The organism is Campylobacter suis (assembly GCF_905120475.1).
In the GTDB taxonomy this organism is placed as follows: Bacteria; Campylobacterota; Campylobacteria; order Campylobacterales; family Campylobacteraceae; genus Campylobacter_A; species Campylobacter_A suis.
Genome location: NZ_CAJHOE010000003.1, coordinates 101,073 through 120,639, shown reverse-complemented (window position 1 = coordinate 120,639; position 19,567 = coordinate 101,073). Strand labels below are relative to the sequence as shown.

10 protein-coding genes, 1 tRNA gene and 1 pseudogene are annotated in these 19,567 nt (G+C 38.8%); 1 reads left to right on the top strand and 11 read right to left on the bottom strand.

Annotation, left to right across the window (positions count from 1 at the left end; translation table 11 throughout):
- Positions 1–39: 39 nt before the first annotated feature.
- On the bottom strand, positions 40–2,799 hold the full coding sequence (gene ileS / locus LQV35_RS06835; protein ID WP_230057126.1) for an isoleucine--tRNA ligase: 2,760 nt from the start codon (positions 2,797–2,799) through the stop codon (positions 40–42).
- Positions 2,800–2,918: 119 nt separating this feature from the next.
- Between ileS and LQV35_RS06830 the strand changes: the two genes are divergently transcribed.
- Positions 2,919–4,013, top strand: a complete 1,095-nt coding sequence (locus LQV35_RS06830) for a CinA family protein (RefSeq protein ID WP_230057125.1) — start codon at positions 2,919–2,921, stop codon at positions 4,011–4,013.
- 33 nt (positions 4,014–4,046) lie between these two features.
- Here the strand turns inward: LQV35_RS06830 and LQV35_RS06825 are convergent, their stop codons facing one another.
- From LQV35_RS06825 to rpoB, 10 genes and pseudogenes are all read right to left on the bottom strand, one after another.
- Complete coding sequence (locus LQV35_RS06825) at positions 4,047–4,424, bottom strand: rhodanese-like domain-containing protein (protein WP_230057124.1); 378 nt, start codon at positions 4,422–4,424, stop codon at positions 4,047–4,049.
- Between the two features lie 129 nt (positions 4,425–4,553).
- Positions 4,554–4,627, bottom strand: a tRNA-Arg gene (locus LQV35_RS06820).
- A 48-nt stretch (positions 4,628–4,675) separates the two neighbouring features.
- Positions 4,676–6,754, bottom strand: a complete 2,079-nt coding sequence (gene fusA, locus LQV35_RS06815; RefSeq protein WP_230057123.1) for an elongation factor G — start codon at positions 6,752–6,754, stop codon at positions 4,676–4,678.
- 12 nt (positions 6,755–6,766) lie between these two features.
- Positions 6,767–7,237: a 30S ribosomal protein S7 gene (gene rpsG / locus LQV35_RS06810; RefSeq protein WP_230057122.1), complete on the bottom strand. Its 471-nt coding sequence runs from the start codon at positions 7,235–7,237 to the stop codon at positions 6,767–6,769.
- A 77-nt stretch (positions 7,238–7,314) separates the two neighbouring features.
- Positions 7,315–7,707: a 30S ribosomal protein S12 gene (gene rpsL, locus LQV35_RS06805; RefSeq protein WP_230057121.1), complete on the bottom strand. Its 393-nt coding sequence runs from the start codon at positions 7,705–7,707 to the stop codon at positions 7,315–7,317.
- A 71-nt stretch (positions 7,708–7,778) separates the two neighbouring features.
- Positions 7,779–8,909, bottom strand: a complete 1,131-nt coding sequence (gene iadA / locus LQV35_RS06800) for a beta-aspartyl-peptidase (RefSeq protein ID WP_230057120.1) — start codon at positions 8,907–8,909, stop codon at positions 7,779–7,781.
- A pseudogene (gene nhaC, locus LQV35_RS06795) lies at positions 8,909–10,263 on the bottom strand (Na+/H+ antiporter NhaC). The gene iadA and the pseudogene nhaC overlap by 1 nt, the downstream one beginning before the upstream one ends.
- A 173-nt stretch (positions 10,264–10,436) precedes the next feature.
- Entirely contained in the window at positions 10,437–10,838 is a 402-nt protein-coding gene (locus LQV35_RS06790; protein WP_230057119.1) for a DoxX family protein, read from the bottom strand.
- A gap of 64 nt (positions 10,839–10,902) precedes the next feature.
- Positions 10,903–15,411: a DNA-directed RNA polymerase subunit beta' gene (gene rpoC / locus LQV35_RS06785; protein WP_230057118.1), complete on the bottom strand. Its 4,509-nt coding sequence runs from the start codon at positions 15,409–15,411 to the stop codon at positions 10,903–10,905.
- Positions 15,404–19,543 (bottom strand): DNA-directed RNA polymerase subunit beta, encoded by a 4,140-nt coding sequence (gene rpoB / locus LQV35_RS06780; protein WP_230057117.1) that lies wholly within the window; start codon positions 19,541–19,543, stop codon positions 15,404–15,406. Before rpoB ends, rpoC begins: the two co-directional genes overlap by 8 nt.
- Between the last annotated feature and the right edge of the window lie 24 nt (positions 19,544–19,567).

Sequence of the window (19,567 nt, the reverse complement as noted above, 5' to 3'; positions counted from 1 at the left end):
GCAACTATTGTCGCTATGATAAAAGAAAAGCTTATAGGCTCACTTAGCACTGTCTAAAACCTCTTGACATCTTGGGCAAACACCATCGGCAGTAGTGGCATTAAATTTCCAACATCTTGGACATTTATGCTCATCACTTAAAACTATTTTAAATTTCTCACCATCAACTTCAAACTCACAAAGTGCCTCTTTGTCGCTAAATTTTCTAACCGAGCTTACCATATAAATATCTGCAACCTCGTCCATATCATAACTTAAAATTCGCTCACAAGTGCTCTCTATCACAAGTTCTAGTGTAGTTTTTATCTTTTTATCTTTTTTCAAAGCGTCTATAAGTTCAAAAAATTTCTCACGGCTTACAAAAAGTAGCTCATCATCAAAGCTATCATCAAATTTTATCGGCTCACAAACAAGATCAAAAGCATCTATTGAGCCGTTTTTAACGATATCTGGAGCATACTCCATAACCTCATCAACAGTATAAGTAAGCGTTGGAGCTATAAGTGGTAAAAGTGAGCGGGTTATAAGAGCCATCGCAGTTTGAGCACTTTTGCGTCTTTTGCTATCTTTTGCATCACAGTAAAGACGATCTTTGCAAACATCAAGATAGATGCCACTTAGATCAGCTGAAAGGAAATTTAATAAAATATTAAAACCTTTTGAAAAGTCATAGCTCTTAAAGCATTTCTCGCACTCATCAAACGCCCTTTTAGCCCTTGCAAGTATCCATCTATCAAGCAAGGTAAATTCGCTTGATAAGCTTTTTAAGTCATTAACATTTGCTAGTAAAAAGCGTATAGTGTTTCGTATCTTTCGGTACTGCTCGCTTACTTGCTTTAAAATTCCATCGCTAATCTTTAAATCACTTGAATAATCACTAAGTCCAACCCAAAGGCGTAAAATTTCAACCCCATAAGTCTTTGCAACATCTTGTGGAGCTACGACATTACCCTTTGACTTGCTCATCTTTTGTCCATTTTCATCAACAGTAAAACCATGTGTTAAGACGCTTTTGTATGGGGCGTGAGAATTTACAGCCGTACTTACCAAAAGTGAGCTTTGAAACCAGCCACGATGCTGATCTGAACCCTCCAGATACATACTTGACGGGTACTCGCCAGCGTCATAGTTTTGACTATTTAGCACAGCCCTCCAAGTAGAGCCACTATCAAACCAAACATCAAGTATATCCATAACTTTTTCTAAATTTTCTGGTTTGTACTTTGAGCTGGCTGGTAAAAGCTCTGGCACACTTAGATCCCACCAAGCATCAGCGCCCTTCTCATCAAAAATTTTAGCCACATTTTCAAGTATATCAGCATCAAATATAGGCTCTTTTGTCTCTTTGTGTCTAAAAAATGCTATTGGTACACCCCAGTCACGCTGGCGTGAGATACACCAGTCTGGGCGATTTTCTATCATGCTACCGATACGCTTGATACCAACAGCTGGATAAAATTTAACCTTTTCTAGCTCGGAAAGCGCCGTTTGACGAAGCGTCTTTTTATCAAGCTTTGCATCATCCATAACGATAAACCACTGCTTTGTTGCGCGGTAGATAACTGGTTTGTGTGTTCGCCAGCAGTGTGGATATGAGTGTATAAATTTTGATGAGTGAAGTAGCGCATCGCCCAATAGCTCTAAAATTTTATCATTTGCCTTAAATATATGAAGCCCAACAAACTCATCAACTACATCGGCGCTAAAAAGTCCTTTAACTTTTAGCGTAGAATCGTAGCAGCCACCATCATCTACAGGCATAATAACATCAGTTATGCCATTTTTAAGGCATACATAATAATCATCCTCGCCGTGTCCAGGCGCAGTGTGCACAAGCCCTGTTCCACCGTCCATAGTAACATGATCGCCAGTTAAAAATAAGCTCTCTCTGCCATTTAGTGGATTTATCGCACTACTTCCGACTAGGATTTCAGCTCTAAATTCTGTCTTTATCTCGCCATTTGTTATGCCAAGCTTGGTTAAATTTTCAAGTAACACAGCGGCTAATATCAATCCATCTTGAGTTAAAACATATGGCTCGCTAGGACTTAGGCTAATAGCTTGATTTGCAGGCAAAGTCCAAGGTGTAGTCGTCCATATAACAGCCTTAGCCTCACTCACACCAAGCCTTGAGAGTGCCTCACTGCCAAGCTCAAACGCCACATAAATGCTGTAATCCTCTTTATCTTCATACTCAACCTCAGCCTCAGCAAGCGCAGACTTTGCCGCCCAGCTCCAGTAAACAGGTTTACTTCGCTCTATAAGTAGCCCTCTTTTTGCTATCTCGCAAAGTGCGCGGTAGATGTCAGCCTCAAACTCAAATTTCATAGTCAAATATGGGTTTTCAAAGTCGCCAATAATTCCAAGCGTCTTAAACTCATCTCTTTGAATATCTATAAATTCTCTCGCGTGCGCACGACAATGCTCGCGGATTTGACTCTTACTCATTGTCTTTTTTGACTCGCCAAGTTTAACTTCAACTTGCTGTTCTATAGGGAGTCCGTGACAGTCCCAGCCTGGTACATAGCAGATATTTTCACCAAAAAAGTAGTGAGTTTTTGTAATGATATCTTTTAAAATTTTATTTAACGCATGACCTATATGAAGGTGTCCGTTTGCATACGGAGGTCCATCATGTATAGCAAAGCTTTTAGTGGCATTTTGCCTTTTTTGCTTCATTTTTTCATAAATTTTTCGCTCACCATACCATGAGGAAAGCCTAGCTGGCTCATTTTCTGGCAAGTTACCACGCATCGGAAATTCTGTCGTTGGAAGTAGTAGGGTCTCTTTGTAGTCCATATAATATGCCTTAATGTTATAAAATTTGCCAATTTTAGCCAAATTCTTGTTAAATCGCACTGAAAAAGCTCTATTTTTTGAAATTTAGGCTATAATCTTAAATAAAAAAGGAGAGCAAAATGAAGCATATTTTACTCGTTATAGGCGATGATTTAAAAATAAATAAGCCATATTTAAGCTATATTTTTGACGCATATAAGGCACATTTTGGAGAGCTTGGGGTTGTAAAATTTCAAAGTAAGGATAGTGAGCTGCTTTTTGTTGTGGAAACTCTGGCAAAGGACTTTGAAAAAATTTGTATATGTTGTTCTGACGAAAGCTACTCAACAATGGCAAAGATCCTCTCCACACTCTCTGGAAATGGGCTTGAATTAGTGGGCGAAACACTTGCTATTAAAGATGCTAGTGATGTCAAAGAAGGTAGCTTTTTGATAAACATAAACAACAGTTTTATAAATTTGATAAACTCTACACCAACAAAAAAAATGGCTGAAATTTTAATGCCGTTTGAGCAAGAAGTGACATATTTTAGCCTTCTTGATATGGACAAAGATAGTGCAAAAATTTTACTAGACCCTGTCGCTAGCCCTTATAAAATAAGTATAATTTTAAGCGAAATATCGCCTAACCTGCTTTTAATCAGAGCTCAAAAAGATGATAAAAATAGCAACTTAGAGCAGTTTTTACAAGCAGTCAAAAATTTATTTTCACAAAAATTTATAGATAGTGCCGATATTTATAGTTTTGTTGCTAAAAAATTAAAAGAAAATGATAAGAGCATTACATTTGCAGAGTCTTGTACGGCTGGGCTTTTAGCTAGCAAATTTGCAAGCATTGATGGGGTTTCTAGCGTTTTTGATGGCTCACTTATAACCTATGCAAATCATATAAAAAATGAGTGGCTAAGTGTAGATGAGGAAATTTTAAATACACATGGGGCAGTGAGTGAGGCTTGCGTGCAAGCTATGATGAGTGGGGCTTTAAATGCAAGCAAAGCCGACTTTGCTATAGCTGTTAGTGGCATAGCTGGTCCTGGCGGTGGAAGCGTTCAAAAACCTGTGGGAACAGTGTTTGTAGGAGCTATGGCAAAAGATGGAGCACAGATTATAGAGAGACTTTTTTTAAGAGGCGATAGAGATTATATAAGAGAGCAAAGTGCTATTATGGCTTTTACTTGTTTGCTTAGACTAAAACCAAATTTATTTTTTAACTAAAAACAGACCCTAAAAAGGGGTCTGTAGATAGGTTTATTTACTGTAAGGGGTAGTCATATAGCCTGATTTGATAAGCAAATTCATGCCACCATCTAAATTTGTAACATTCATATCCGCTTCATCAAGCATCTGGGCAGCAGAAGCGGTTCTGCCACCACTTCTACAGATTATAGCAAACGGCTTAGTTATATCCACTTGCTCTTTTATAGCCTCAATAAATTTTTCTTTATCTTTACTAAAAACAATAGTTTTTGCACCATTTATAATCCCAGTATCGCGCCACTCAGCTGGAGTTCTAATATCAACTATTTGCTCAAATTTTTCGATATTTGCAGGTGTTGCTGGCAAAACATTTATCTGAGCAAATGCTCCAACTGCACAGCAGGCTGAAAATAGTAGTGTTTTTTTCATCTTTTTCCTTTAATTTTTAGGCATTTTAGCACCTTTTTATAAATAAAATTTAATCAAATTATTTACCTAAAATATTCTAAAAGAAAGAACTGAATTTTTAATAATAATTTTAAACTTAAAAAGCAAAAGTGTCCCCAACAGGATTTGAACCTGTGGCCTCAAAATTAGGAATTTTGCGCTCTATCCAGCTGAGCTATGAGGACATAGCATAAGATAAAGGGCGAGATAGTTCCCGCCCAAATTTTGGTTTATTAACCGTTTCTCTTTTTGATAATCTCTTCGCTAACATTCTTTGGAACTTCTTCATAGTGATCAAATTCCATTGAGTAAGTAGCGCGACCTTGTGTTTGGCTTCTTAGGTCTGTTGAGTATCCAAACATCTGTGCTAGAGGGCAAAATGCTGTAACGATCTTGTTACCATTGCGCTCATCCATTGAGCTTATTTGTCCGCGACGCTTATTAAGATCACCGATAACATCACCCATATAATCTTCCGGAGTTTCAACTTCAACCTTCATCATCGGCTCAAGTATAACAGCACCAGCTTTTCTTGCACCCTCTTTAAAGCCCATAGACGCTGCAAGTTTAAATGCCATCTCAGATGAGTCAACCTCATGGTAACTTCCATCAAATAGCGTAACTTTAACATCTTCAACTGGATAGCCAGCAAGGATACCGTTTTGAAGTGCCTCTTTACAACCTTTTTCAACAGCTGGGATATACTCTTTTGGAACAACACCACCCTTGATGTCATTAACAAATTCAAAACCACTAGCAGCTTCAAGTGGCTCGATACGCAAGAATACATGTCCGTACTGACCGCGACCGCCTGATTGCTTAGCATATTTATACTCTTGCTCAACTGTTTTGCGGATAGTTTCACGATAAGCAACCTGCGGCTGACCAACCTCTGCCTCAACTTTAAATTCACGAAGCATACGATCAACAATGATTTCAAGGTGAAGTTCGCCCATACCTGAAATAATAGTCTGACCACTCTCTTCATCTGTACTTACTCTAAAACTTGGATCTTCTTGTGCTAGTTTTTGTAGAGCGATTGCCATTTTTTCTTGATCAGCTTTTGTCTTTGGCTCAACTGCAACGCTAATAACTGGCTCTGGGAAGTCCATTCTCTCTAGGATTACTGGATCCTTTTCTGTTGCCAAAGTATCGCCCGTTAAAGTCTCTTTTAAGCCAACAACAGCACCTATCTCGCCAGCATGAAGAACTGAGATTTCTTCTCTTTTGTTTGAGTGCATTTTAAGCAAACGACCAATACGCTCTTTTTTGCCTTTTGTTGAGTTGTAAGCGTAGCTACCGCTCTCTAATTGACCACGATAAACGCGTACGAAAGTAAGCTGTCCAACAAATGGATCAGTCATAATCTTAAAGCCAAGACCTGCAAATTCACCATTATCAGTGCTTTCTACAGTTACTTCTCTACCGTCTTCATACTCACCTTTAATCGCCGCAACTTCGTCTGGCGCAGGCAGGTAGTCAACTACTGCATCAAGCAATGGCTGAACACCTTTGTTTTTAAATGAAGTTCCGCATATCATCGGAACAATAGTCATATTTAAGCAGCCTGCTTTAATGCCTTTTTTAATCTCATCTACCGTTAATTCCTCGCCACCAAAGAATTTTTCCATCAAATCATCACTTGTTTCAGCAACAGCTTCAACCATCTTTGCTCTATATTCTTCTGCTTTTTCTTTAAGATCGGCTGGAATTTCGATAACTGCGTAATCAGTTGGTTTCTTATCATCTTCCCAAACAAGTGCTTTCATAGTAACCAAATCAACAACACCACGGAAAGCATCTTCTGCGCCGATAGGAATTTGGATAGGTACTGGATTAGCTTTTAGTCTTGTTCGAACTTGGTTTTCAACATTATAGAAATTTGCACCAATTCTATCCATTTTATTTACATAAACCATTCTTGGAACGCGGTATTTATTTGCTTGTCTCCAAACAGTTTCAGACTGAGGCTGAACGCCACCAACTGAACAAAATACAGCAACAGCACCATCAAGAACACGCATAGAACGCTCAACCTCAATAGTAAAGTCAACGTGTCCCGGAGTGTCGATTAGGTTTATTTGATGGTCTTTCCAAAAACAAGTCGTCGCAGCAGATGTAATAGTAATGCCACGCTCTTTTTCTTGCTCCATCCAGTCCATAGTCGCAGCACCATCATGTACCTCGCCGATCTTATGGCTCATACCAGTGAAAAATAAAATTCTCTCACTCGTAGTAGTCTTACCAGCGTCAATGTGAGCTGCGATACCAATGTTTCTAACCATATGTAATGGGGTTTTTCTATCTGCCATATTAAGCCTTTCTTACCAGCGATAGTGAGCAAATGCTTTGTTAGCTTCTGCCATTTTGTATGTATCTTCTTTCTTCTTAAAAGATGCACCTTTTGAGTTTGCAGCGTCAAATAGCTCGTTTGCAAGCTTATCTATCATCGTTCTTTCGCTTCTTTTTCTAGCGTAAGTAATTAACCAGCGAATAGCAAGTGCTTGTTGGCGAACTGGGCGAACCTCAACTGGAACTTGATACGTAGCGCCGCCCACACGGCGTGATTTTACTTCAAGTATAGGTTTAACATTTTCGATAGCATCGTTAAATACATCAATACCTTTTATATCGCCGCTTTTTTTCTCGATAGCCTTTATCGCGCCATACATAATCTCAGTAGCAACGCTTTTTTTGCCATCATACATCAATGCATTAATAAATTTAGTGATTACCTTGTTGCCATATATTGGATCTGGCATAATCTCCCTAACTGGGGCTTTTCTTCTTCTCATTTGATTTTTCCTTCAAATTTTTACTAAATTTTACTCAAATCTAAGCCACTAAAAGCTTGATCTGCGAACCTAAATTCTTACTTCTTAGCTGCTTGACCCGGCTTAGGGCGTTTTGCACCGTATTTAGAGCGCGAAACTGTTCTTTTTGCAACACCAGCTGTATCAAGTGCGCCGCGAACGATGTGATACTTAACACCTGGTAAGTCTCTAACCCTACCACCGCGAACTAGCACGATACTGTGTTCTTGTAGGTTGTGTCCCTCACCACCGATATAGCTAATAACTTCAAAGCCACTTGTTAATCTAACTTTGGCAACTTTTCTCAAAGCTGAGTTTGGTTTTTTTGGAGTAGTTGTATATACTCTCGTGCAAACTCCTCTTCTTTGTGGGCACTCTTTAAGTGCAGGTGATTTTGACTTGTAAGTCACCTTCTTACGTTCATTTCTGACCAATTGGTTTATGGTTGGCACAGCAATTCCTTTCAACTAAATTTATTAAAAAAGACCTAATTTTATTTAAATTTTACTTAAAAGCTCTTTAATTACTCATAAGTTCCTTTTTTTATGTATCCTGCATTATCCTTTAAAACTACTCCATTTGCTATTACAAACTCTAAATTTAAATTCTCATCAAACAGCAAAATGTCAGCATCCTTGCCCTCTAAAATTTCCCCTTTATTTTTTAGAGCTATTGAATTTGCAACATTTTTCGTAAAATAACAAAGCGCCTCTTCAAGCTCAAATTTATTTTCTATGAAATTTTTAAACTCATTAAAAGTTGCCATAACGCTTGAGACACCTATTTTAAGTAACTTTCCATCACTATCATAACTTGAAAAGCTACCATAACCATCGGAACTAATCGTTACTTTTTGAGTTGAAATTTCTTGCTCTTTTATCCTTTTTATAGCTTGCAATGGGGTTAGTCCCAGCATGCAAGTAAGGTCGATATAGCCGCCATCCTTTAAAAACTCAATACTTTGAGCAAATAGCCTTTCATTTCTATTTACATGAGTTGGCTGAAAAAAAGTGATAGGAGTATCGTATTTAGCCAAAACATCTCTTACAAGCTCTAGTCCACGCTGACCATCGCCCATATGAAGTGTAGTGTGCCCTGATTTACCGCTTAGCATACCAGCCACACGACCAGCCGAGACTATATGAGTAAGCTCATCTGGGCTTACAGAGCTTGAACGATGGTCGCTTATAGCCAGCTTTGTGCCGATAATAGGCTCTATAAATACAATATCTTTTTGTATATCGCCCGTAATTGTTGGAGTATCCAAACTATACGCACCAGTGTGGGCATAACAGCTTATGCCTTCCTCTCTTAAGGCATTTGCCTTAGCTACTAAATTTTCAACACTCCTTGTTGCACTATCAGTCCCCAAAAGTCCAACCACTGTTGTTATGCCAGCCTCAATGAGTTTTGAAAGCATAATCTCAGGAACACGAGTCTTAAAACTGCCTTCGCCACCACCACCAGTAATATGCACATGCTTATCTATAAAGCCAGGTGTTGCTATAAATTTTGAACCATCGATGATTTTTAAATTTGGCAAATTTGGGTTTAAACTATCGCCTATACAAATGATTTTACCAGAGCATATAAAAATATCTTTTCTGCCTAGAAATTTTGGCGAAAAAATTTCTATATTTTTAATAAGCAACATCAGCTTTCCTTTTTAGTTGCAAGTTTTGTTATACCAATGCCAGTAAGCGCTAAAATGATAGCAAAGACAACCCCCATATAATTTAAAACTGCCCAAGGAAGGTACTCAATAGTTGGCACTCCAAGAGTTGTAGCCATATATGCCCCAGCAGCAGACCAAGGTATCAGCGGTACTATAACCGTGCCTGAATCTTCTAGTGTTCTAGATAAATTTTTAGCTGCAAGGTTTTTTCTTTGTAGAAATCTTTAAACATCTCTCCTGGGATTAATATAGAAAGATATGAGCTTCCGGTAACAAATGCAACAGTCAAACAAGAACAAATCGTTGAGAAAATCACACCAAATACACTCTTTACTCCAGCCATCAAAGTATGAAGCACAACCTCAAGCATACCAGTAATAGACATAATGCCAGCAAAGCCCATAGCACAAATAACAAGAATGGTTGTCGCATTTACCGAATCAACTCCGCCACGGTTAAGCAACCTCATAATGTCTTTTGAAAAAGAGCCATCTATCCCACTCATGCTTAAGTTAAACCCTTTAATTACCGATGTAAAGCCATCTTTTAAACTAAAGTCTTGAAATATCACACCAAAAGCGATAGCAAGCATCGCGGCAACTATCATCACTGGGATAGTTGGCCACTTAAGAACAGAGCCAGCTATGACTATTAAAACTGGTAAAAGAAGTAAAATGTTAAAGTTAAACACTTTGTCAAGTTCAGTCTGAAGCGCCAAAACAGAAGCTGATATATCTCCGCCAGAAGTAGCACCTGAGCCAAAAGTAGAATACACAATAAGCGCTACTATGGCAGCTGGTACAGTTGTATAAAACATATGTTTAATATGCTCATAAAGCTCTGATCCAGCAGCTATGGGAGCTAAATTTGTAGTGTCTGAAAGCGGGGAGATCTTATCTCCAAAATAAGCCCCAGCAACAACCGCACCAGCAGTAACTGCAAGATCAACGCCAAGACCTTGCGATATACCCATAATGGCAACACCAACTGTTCCAGCCGATCCCCAAGATGTTCCAGTAACCGTAGAAAGTATAGCTGAAATCAAAAATGCAGTTATAACAAGATAGGTAGGGCTAATTATCTGCACTCCGTAGTAAATAATCATCGGGATCGTACCAGAAAACATCCAAGCACCGATAATCAAACCAACAGACCATAATATCATCAAAGCAGGCATGGAGTCTGAAATTTTATCTATCATACCCTTTTGCATCTCTTTATAGCTATAGCCTAGCTTATATGCTAAAAATCCAGCAACCAAAGCAGAGAGCAAAATGATAGGCTCGACCCGCAACTTCATATATCCAACACCTATGGCTAGTCCAGCAAGCATTACCAAAATAGGCGTCACAGCTATCAAAAAGCTGGGTTTTTGTTTTTGTGTTTTCATAAAATTTTCCTTAAAAATAAATTATAAAGCACAAATTTATCTTTTTAGGGCTTAAAGAATAATTATTTTAAGATTAAACACAAAATAAATTTTATCAAGCTGGCAAATTTAACCCTTTAATCCCTTTTTAAAGCATATTTTCCACTACCACTAAGTAAAATACAAAACCCCAAAGATATATAAAGATAGACTATCTCAGGCTTAAAGCCACCATGAGATGAAAGTGTAAACAAGTCGCCATTTGGCAGATAAAAAAGATATAATATCGCCGCACAAGTTGCTAGTACGATCGCACTTGCAACCCTTGTATAAATTCCAAGTATCAAAAGCACAGGCGCAACGACCTCTCCCACATAAACGCCATACGCAACAAATTCTGGTAAGCCCTGTTTTAGAACTAAGTTTTTTATAAAACCTATGCCGTTTAAAATTTTAGCTATGCCGTGCATTAAAAGCATAATACCAAGACCAAGTCTAGCAAAAAATATACCCAAATCTGGTTGTTTTAAAAAGTTCATAAATTTCCTTATATGTATAAAAAAAGGGTAAAAAGAGCAGGCTTAGCAACCTGCCCAGAGGTGATTAAATTTGCTTTAGTTTAATCTCTTTATCTTTGTAAAGTCCTGTTCCAACAGGTATCATGCGACCTAAGATGACATTTTCTTTAAGGTCTTCAAGATAGTCAAATTTTGCTGCTATTGAAGCCTCTGTAAGAACTTTTGTTGTCTCTTGGAAAGATGCTGCAGAGATGACACTATCAGAGCCTATAGCCGCTCTTGTAACACCAAGAAGTATCGGTTCAGCGATAGCTGGCTCACCACCCATCTTCATGATACGCTCATTTTCCTCTTTAAATTTGGCTCTTGAGATCATGTCGCCGACTATGAAATTTGTATTTCCACTATCAACGATCTTAACTTGACGAAGCATCTGTGAAACGATAATCTCAATATGTTTATCAGCAATCGCAACGCCTTGGCGACGATAAACTTGTTGAATTTCGCTAATTAGATAATAATGTAGCGCCTTTTCACCTAAAATTCTTAAAATATCATGGCTTGAGATAAGTCCATCGGTTAGTTTCTCACCAGCATGAACAAATTCGCCATTTCTAACCTGAATTTGGCGTGTTTTATCTATAAGGTATTCAGCAGTTGCTCCATCTTCCGCTTCAATGATGATACGCTCTTTTGAACGAAGTGGTTTATCAAATCTAACTACACCATCAATCTCAGCAACGATAGCCGTATTTTTAGGGCGTCTAGCTTCAAACAACTCAGAAACTCTAGGCAAACCACCAGTAATATCTTTTGACTTAGCAACCGCCTTTGGAGTCTTAGCAAGCACATCAGCCTGCGCAACCTCAGCCCCATCACTTACAAATATCGCTGTTTTTGGATCAAGCTGGTATCTTATGATGCCACCCCTTGCAGTAGCAACAACGATAGTTGGCTTTACTCCACTTGGCAGATACTCATTAATAACCAAACGACTTTGACCTGTTGCTTCATCAAACTGCTCAGCCGCACTATAACCTGGCTCGATGTCTTCAAAGCTTATCACGCCAGCCTCTTCAGCGATAGTAGGAGTTGAGTATGGATCCCACTCAGCAATGATAAGCTTGTCATTACTCTCTGGTTTTGCAAGTAAGGTTTTAGCCTCGACTGGCTGATTATCATTTAGTTCAATGATAGAATTTCTTGGTATATAGTGACGCACCGCCTCACGACCATCTTTATCAGAAACTACAACAAATAGCCCTTTTTCGGTAACTTTATAACCCTTTTTAATCTCTTTTAGGCGCTCTAAATAATCGCCTTTTAAGATAAAGAATTTCGCCACGCCAGTTGCATTTGCTGTTATCTTTTGAGTGACTGGCTCGCCGTCTGAAATTTTAAGCTCAGCCGCAAATGGGATACGATTTGGCACATTCCAGCCCTCTTTTATGACTTCAACAATACTTTCATTCTCGTTTACTTTATCGCCATTTACATAAGGGATGTAAAACTTACCTTCGATTTTACCACTTACACCAGCTAGCTCATTTGGCTTAGCTAGGTCACTTCTACGGATAGTGTATTTAGCTTCATCTTTTTTGCCCTTAACTGTAATGTTTACATCTTCGTGAGCAAATTCTATGCTAATCTTACCATCAAATGGTGACTTTATTTTTGGTTCAACCAACAGCACAGCAGCACTTCTTCTATTTGCCACTATCATCTTTCCACCATTTTCATAAGTATTTAGGTTGTAATAGCGTATAAAACCCTCTTTTTGAGCTACTACTTGACGGTCTTGCTGCTCGGTTGAAGCAGTTCCACCGATATGGAAAGTTCTTAGCGTTAGCTGTGTTCCTGGCTCACCGATCGATTGTGCTGAGATGATACCAACAGCCTCACCTGGCTTCACAAGCTTGCCTTCGCCAAGGTTTATACCATAGCACTTAGCGCAAACACCCTTTGGTGCCTTGCAAGTAATAGGCGTTCTAATGCTTACTGATTTTATGCCTGCTTCGCCTATAATTTTTGCCTTCTCTTCATCAATTAGCGTGCCTTCTGAGAATAAAATTTCATTTGTTATAGGATCTATAACATCGTCAGCCAACACACGACCAAGTACGCGCTCCTCTAAGCTTTCTATAAGCTCACCACTCTCTGTAATGTCTGTTATCTCAACACCCTCATGCGTACCGCAATCATGCATTGTTACCTTAACATTTTGAGCAACATCAATTAGCTTACGAGTAAGGTAACCAGCGTTTGCCGTTTTAAGAGCGGTATCGGCTAGACCCTTTCTTGCGCCGTGAGTCGAAATGAAGTACTCCATTATATTTAGACCCTCACGGAAGTTTGATGTTATCGGTGTTTCGATAATAGAACCATCTGGTTTTGCCATAAGACCACGCATACCAGCAAGCTGACGAATCTGAGCCGCCGAACCTCTTGCGCCAGAGTCAGCCATCATATAAATTGAGTTAAATCCACCCTTATCGCCTTGGATAAGCTTCATCATCTCACTTGCAACTGTGTTGTTTGTATCAGTCCAAATATCAACAATTTTGTTATATCTTTCGCTATCTGTTAATAAGCCTGCGCCGTACTGTTTTTGAATTTCACGCACTTTCTTTTTGGCGTCATCTATATGCTTTTCTTTACTATCTGGGACGATAATATCGGCTATAGAAATAGAAATTCCCGCCTTTGTTGCATATCTAAAGCCTAAATTTTTAAGCTTATCAAGGAAGTCAGCCGTAACCTCAAGCCCGCCATTTTTATAAACATAATCAACAAGTGCCGATATGTCTTTTTTCTTCATTATTTTATTCCATAAATTATCAGGAACAAAATCAGGTATGATAGAGCGAAGTATCAATCTACCAGCCGTTGTAAAGAGAGTTCTGCCTTCTATAATAGTTTTTATCTTTGCATGCAACGCAAGTGAGTGAGCCTCTTCAGCTATCATCACCTCATCAACTGAAGCAAAAATTTTATTTGCACCTTTGGCGTCTGCTTTTTCAAGGCTTAGATAGTAAATTCCCAAAACCATATCTTGTGACGGAACAGTTATAGCCTTGCCACTAGCTGGAAGCAAGATATTCATCGAGCTAAGCATTAAAATTTTACACTCAGCTATCGCCTCTTGACTAAGTGGAACATGCACAGCCATCTGATCACCGTCAAAGTCAGCGTTAAATGCAGCACAAACTAGCGGATGAAGCTGTATAGCCTTACCCTCAACTAGTACTGGGTGAAACGCTTGGATAGATAGTTTGTGAAGCGTTGGGGCACGGTTTAGCATAACAGGGTGATCTTTAACAACCTCTTCTAAGCACTCCCAAACCTCATTTGTCTTATCTTCTATCATTTTTTTAGCTTGTTTTACAGTTGTTGCGTAACCCTTTTCTTCAAGACGAGCAAGCAAATGTGGCTTAAATAGCTCAAGCGCCATTCTTTTTGGCAGACCGCACTGATCCATTCTAAGTTTTGGACCAACAACGATAACTGAACGACCAGAAAAGTCAACACGCTTTCCAAGCAAATTCTGCCTAAAGCGACCCTGCTTGCCTTTAATGATCTCTGAAAGCGATTTTAGCGGGCGTTTGTTTGCGCCTTTTACGGCATTTGCACGGCGACCATTGTCAAATAGTGCGTCTACTGCCTCTTGAAGCATACGCTTTTCGTTTCTTATAATAATCTCAGGCGCATCAAGCTCCATAAGGCGTTTTAGACGGCTATTTCGGTTGATAACACGGCGGTAAAGGTCATTTACATCTGAAACTGCAAATTTTCCACCATCAAGACTTACAAGCGGGCGCAAGTCTGGCGGAAGAACTGGCAGATTTGTTATCATCATCCACTCTGGGCGGTTGCCTGAGTTTAGGAAGCTTTCGATAACTTTTAAGCGCTTTACGATAGTTTTTTTCTTTGCTTCTGAATTTGTTGATTCTATCTCTGTTTTAAGCTGTGTTAAAATTTCCATCAAATCAAGTTCAGCAAGCATATCATGGATAACTTCACCGCCCATACGAGCCACAAAGCCTTCATCCTCATAGCGCTGAGCTAGTTGCTGATACTGCTCTTCATTTAAAACATCGTATTTTTCTACTTTTTTAGAATTTTCGTTGTCATAAAAGGCATTTCCAGGATTTGAAACGATATAAGCCTCATAGTAAAGTACGCGCTCAAGGTCTTTCATTTTTATGCCAAGCAATGTTCCGATACGGCTTGGAAGTGAATTTACATACCAAATATGCGCAACTGGAGTCACAAGCTCAATATGCCCCATGCGAGAACGGCGAACTTTTGAGCTAGTTACTTCAACACCACATTTTTCGCATTTAATACCTTTATAACGCATCTTTTTGTATTTACCACAAAGGCACTCATAGTCACGAATCGGTCCAAAAATTTTAGCACAAAACAAGCCATCACGCTCAGGTTTAAGCGTACGATAGTTGATGGTTTCTGGTTTTTTAACCTCGCCGTAGCTCCAAGACTTTATCTTTTCTGGGCTTGCTAAACGAAGCTGAAAAGCTTCAAAATCTCTTGGTCTGCGCTCTTCTTTTATCTCAACAGGTTTTAACTCACTCATCTGCCTCTCCCTCATCATATATCTCAACATCAAGCGCTAGCGATTTTAGCTCGTTTGTAAGAACGAAAAATGTCTCTGGTATTCCAGTTTCTGGAACATTTTCTCCACGAGTAAGCGCCTTATAAGCAGAAAGTCTGCCTTCAACATCGTCTGATTTTACCGTTAGCATCTCACGGAGCGTATGTGCTGCGCCGTAAGCCTCAAGTGCCCAAACCTCCATCTCTCCAAATCTTTGACCACCAAATAGTGCTTTACCGCCAACTGGCTGTTGCGTTACTAGGCTATATGGACCTGTGCTTCTTGCGTGAACTTTTTCATCAACCAAGTGGTGAAGTTTTAGCATATACATGCAGCCAACATTAACACGCTCTCTTATCTTTGAGCCCGTGCGTCCATCGTAAAGCTCAGTCTTTCCGTCACTATCTATCTTCGCCATTTCAAAAAGTTTAGCAAATTCTTCTGGTTTAACACCCTCAAAAATAGGCGTTGCAAATCTAACGCCGTTGCTCCAGTCTTTTGCGTACTCAAGCAACTTCTCATCACTTATCTCGCCAAGAACCTTTTTAGCGTTCATTAAATTTGAAACACTTGCGATCTCTATCATTTTTTTGCGCAGATCTTTGATCCATTCGCCCTTTTTGGTTTCAAAAATTTCATTTATCTGTTCGCCAAGGCGGTAGCCTACTAGACCCAAGTGACTCTCTAAAATTTGCCCTATATTCATACGGCTTGGAACACCTAGTGGATTTAAGACGATATCAACTATCTGACCACTTGGTAAATACGGCATATCAACTTCTGGTACGATATTTGAAACGATACCTTTGTTTCCGTGGCGACCAGCCATTTTATCACCAACTTTAAGCTTACGCTTAGTAGCTATATAGACCTTCACCAGCTTTACTACTCCGCTTGGCAAGATATCATCTTTACCTAAAATCTCTATCTTAGCATCATGCTCTTCTTTTAGTTTTTTCTTCTCATTTTGGAAGTAGTTTTTTAACTCGTCGTATTGTTTTTGAATATCTTTACTAAAGCCTTTTACGATAGAATTTATGGTAAAGCGATTGATATTTTCAAGGTCTGACTTATCTATCTTTTGACCTTTTTTATACTCTTTTTTATTAACAGTTTGTTCACTCGTAAGTGTGCTTTTTGATAGAAGCGAAGTAACTTTTAACATCTCTTCTCTATCTAGCATAAGCAAGCGGTCATGGTGCTCTTTTTCTAAAGCACTCTTTTCATCTTCATATGTTTTATGTGTTCTTGTATCTTTTTCATACCCTTTTTTGGTAAAAATTTTAACATCAACAACAACGCCCTCAAGTGAAGCGGTAGCGTATAAAGATTTATTTACAACATGACCTGCTTTTTCTCCAAATATCGCACGAAGCAAACGCTCTTCTGGAGTAGGTTTAACTTCGCCTTTTGGAGATACTTTACCAACTAAGATCATGCCTGGTTTAACTTGAGTACCGATCTTAATTATACCACTTTCATCAAGGTGCATAAGATCTTCTTCTTTGACATTTGGTATATCTTTTGTAATCTCCTCAACCCCATCTTTTAGCTCACGAGCCTCAATCTCTTTTTCATAGATATGAACGCTTGTAAATTCATCATTACGAATCATTCTCTCATTTATAACGATAGCGTCCTCATAGTTATATCCATTCCATGGCATAAATGCAATAAGCGCATTTTTACCGATCGCTAGCTCGCCCTGCTCCATACTTGGACCATCTGCGATAATTTGCCCTGCTCTTACCTCATCGCCTTTTTTAACGATAGGGTGCTGCGAGAATGTAGTATTTTGGTTTGTTCTTAAATTTTTCTCTAAAGAGTAGTGATCTATGTATGGGCCAGCATCATCTTCGCCTAAAATAAAGATATTTTTATTATCAACTTTTTCTATAACTCCGCCACGCTTAGCTTTTATGCTCTCCCAAGCATCGCGAGCCACTATGCCCTCCATACCAGTTCCAACGATTGGTGCAGTAGCTTTTAAGAGTGGGACAGCTTGACGCTGCATGTTTGAGCCCATGAGGGCACGGTTTGCGTCATCATGCTCTAAGAACGGGATAAGAGAAGCAGCAACACCAGCTATCATGCCAGAGCAAAGGTCAATAAATGTAACCTCTTCACGGCGTGCAAGCATCATTTCGCCCTCTTTTCTTACCTCGATAAGGTCCTCAACAATGCGTCCATTTTCATCAAGTTTAGTAGAGGCTGCGGCGATAACATTGCCCTCTTCTTGAGTTGCTGTTAGATAAACAATCTCATCAGTCACTTTACCATCAACAACACGCTTATAAGGTGCTTCAACAAAACCTAGTTCATTCACCTTAGCATAAGTAGAGAGTGTATTTATCAGACCGATATTTTGACCTTCTGGTGTCTCAACTGGACAAATTCGTCCATAGTGAGTAGGGTGTACATCTCGCACTTCAAATCCTGCTCGCTCTTTTACAAGACCACCCTCGCCAAGAGCTGATAAGCGACGCTTATGTGTAACCTCACTAAGAGGGTTTGTTTGATCCATAAACTGACTTAACTGACCACCAGTAAAAAATTCCATTATAGTTGCGGTAATCATTTTTGGATTTATAAGATCATAAGGCATCACTTCATCAATGTTGTTGCTAAGTCCTGTAAATTTATCACGGATAGCCTTTTGCATTTTTACAAAACCAAGATGAAGCTCATTGGCTAAAAGCTCACCAATACTTCTTATACGGCGGTTACCAAGGTGATCGCGATCATCGATAAAGCCTTGTCCGTTTTTGACCTTTATAAGATATTTTGCAGTTTTTATAATGTCTTCGTTTGTAAGCACTGTCACATACTCTGGTACATCAAAGCCGAGTTTATGATTCATCTTCATACGACCAACTTTTGTTAGGTCATAACGCTCAGGGTTAAAGAAAATGTCATTTACAAATGCTTTTGCCGCATCTTTTACTACTGGCTCACCAGGTCGCATAACCTTATAAATTCTAATCGCCGAAAGATCATTTTCATCATCAATACCCTCAGTTTGTTTAAGTACTTTAAGGGTCTCATTATCTGCAATAAAAGAGTTAATGATCGCATCATCAACGCCAGCTGCTGAGTTATTTATAATCTCTATATTCTCATGCTCGCTTAAAATTTTAACCAGTTTATTTTCATCAAGCTGAACCAAAGTATCATAAAGAACTTCGCCACTTTGCATATCCACAACAGGGCTTGCAAGGAAGCGACCAGTCAGTACATCTGTCGGATATTCAACAAATTTTAATCCCTCTTCTATAAGTTTATCAGCTTTTTTCTTTGTAAGACGCTTGCCAGCCTCGTGAAGGAGTTTGCCATTTTCATCTTTTATGTCATACTCTACACGACCAAGGAAGTCATCTGGGTTAAAGGCTGTTAAAAATTTGCCATTTTTTATAGTTAAAGTTTGGATTGGATAAAATAGTTTAATAATATCTTGTTTTTTATATCCAAGTGCTCTAAAAAGTATGGTTACAGGAACTTTTCTGCGTTTATTAATACGCACATAAAGCACATCTTTTGTATCGTATTCAAAGTATAGCCATGAGCCACGGTCTGGGATGATCTGCGCTGTGTAGATAAGTTTATTAACTACCGTTGCGCTCTCTTCTTGTTTAAAGATAACACCGGGACTTCTGTGAAGTTGATTAACAACAACACGCTCAACGCCATTTATAATAAATGAAATTCTATCTGTCATAAGAGGAATTTCGCGGATAAAAATTTCTTGTTCTTTTATATCTTTTACGCCAATTTTCTCGCCAGTTTTTTCATCTTTTTCATGAACTATTAGGCGAATTTTCATTTTTAAATTTACACTATAAGTTAGTCCTCGTTCAATGCACTCTCTTATCGTGTATTTTGGTTTTCCAATCTCAGAGCTAACATACTCCAGACTTAGGCGATTTTGCGCATCGTGAATGGGAAATATAGATTTAAAAACTTTTTCAATCCCGCTTTCAGAATGTGCATTATCTAGATTTAAAAATTGATCAAAGCTCTTTTTTTGTAATTGTAGTAGGTTAGGAACATCTATCTCTTTAACAACATTAGAGAAATCTACTCTTAGACGATTTCCTGAGTATAAGCTATTTAACATACATCTACCTCGTGGTAATTTTGA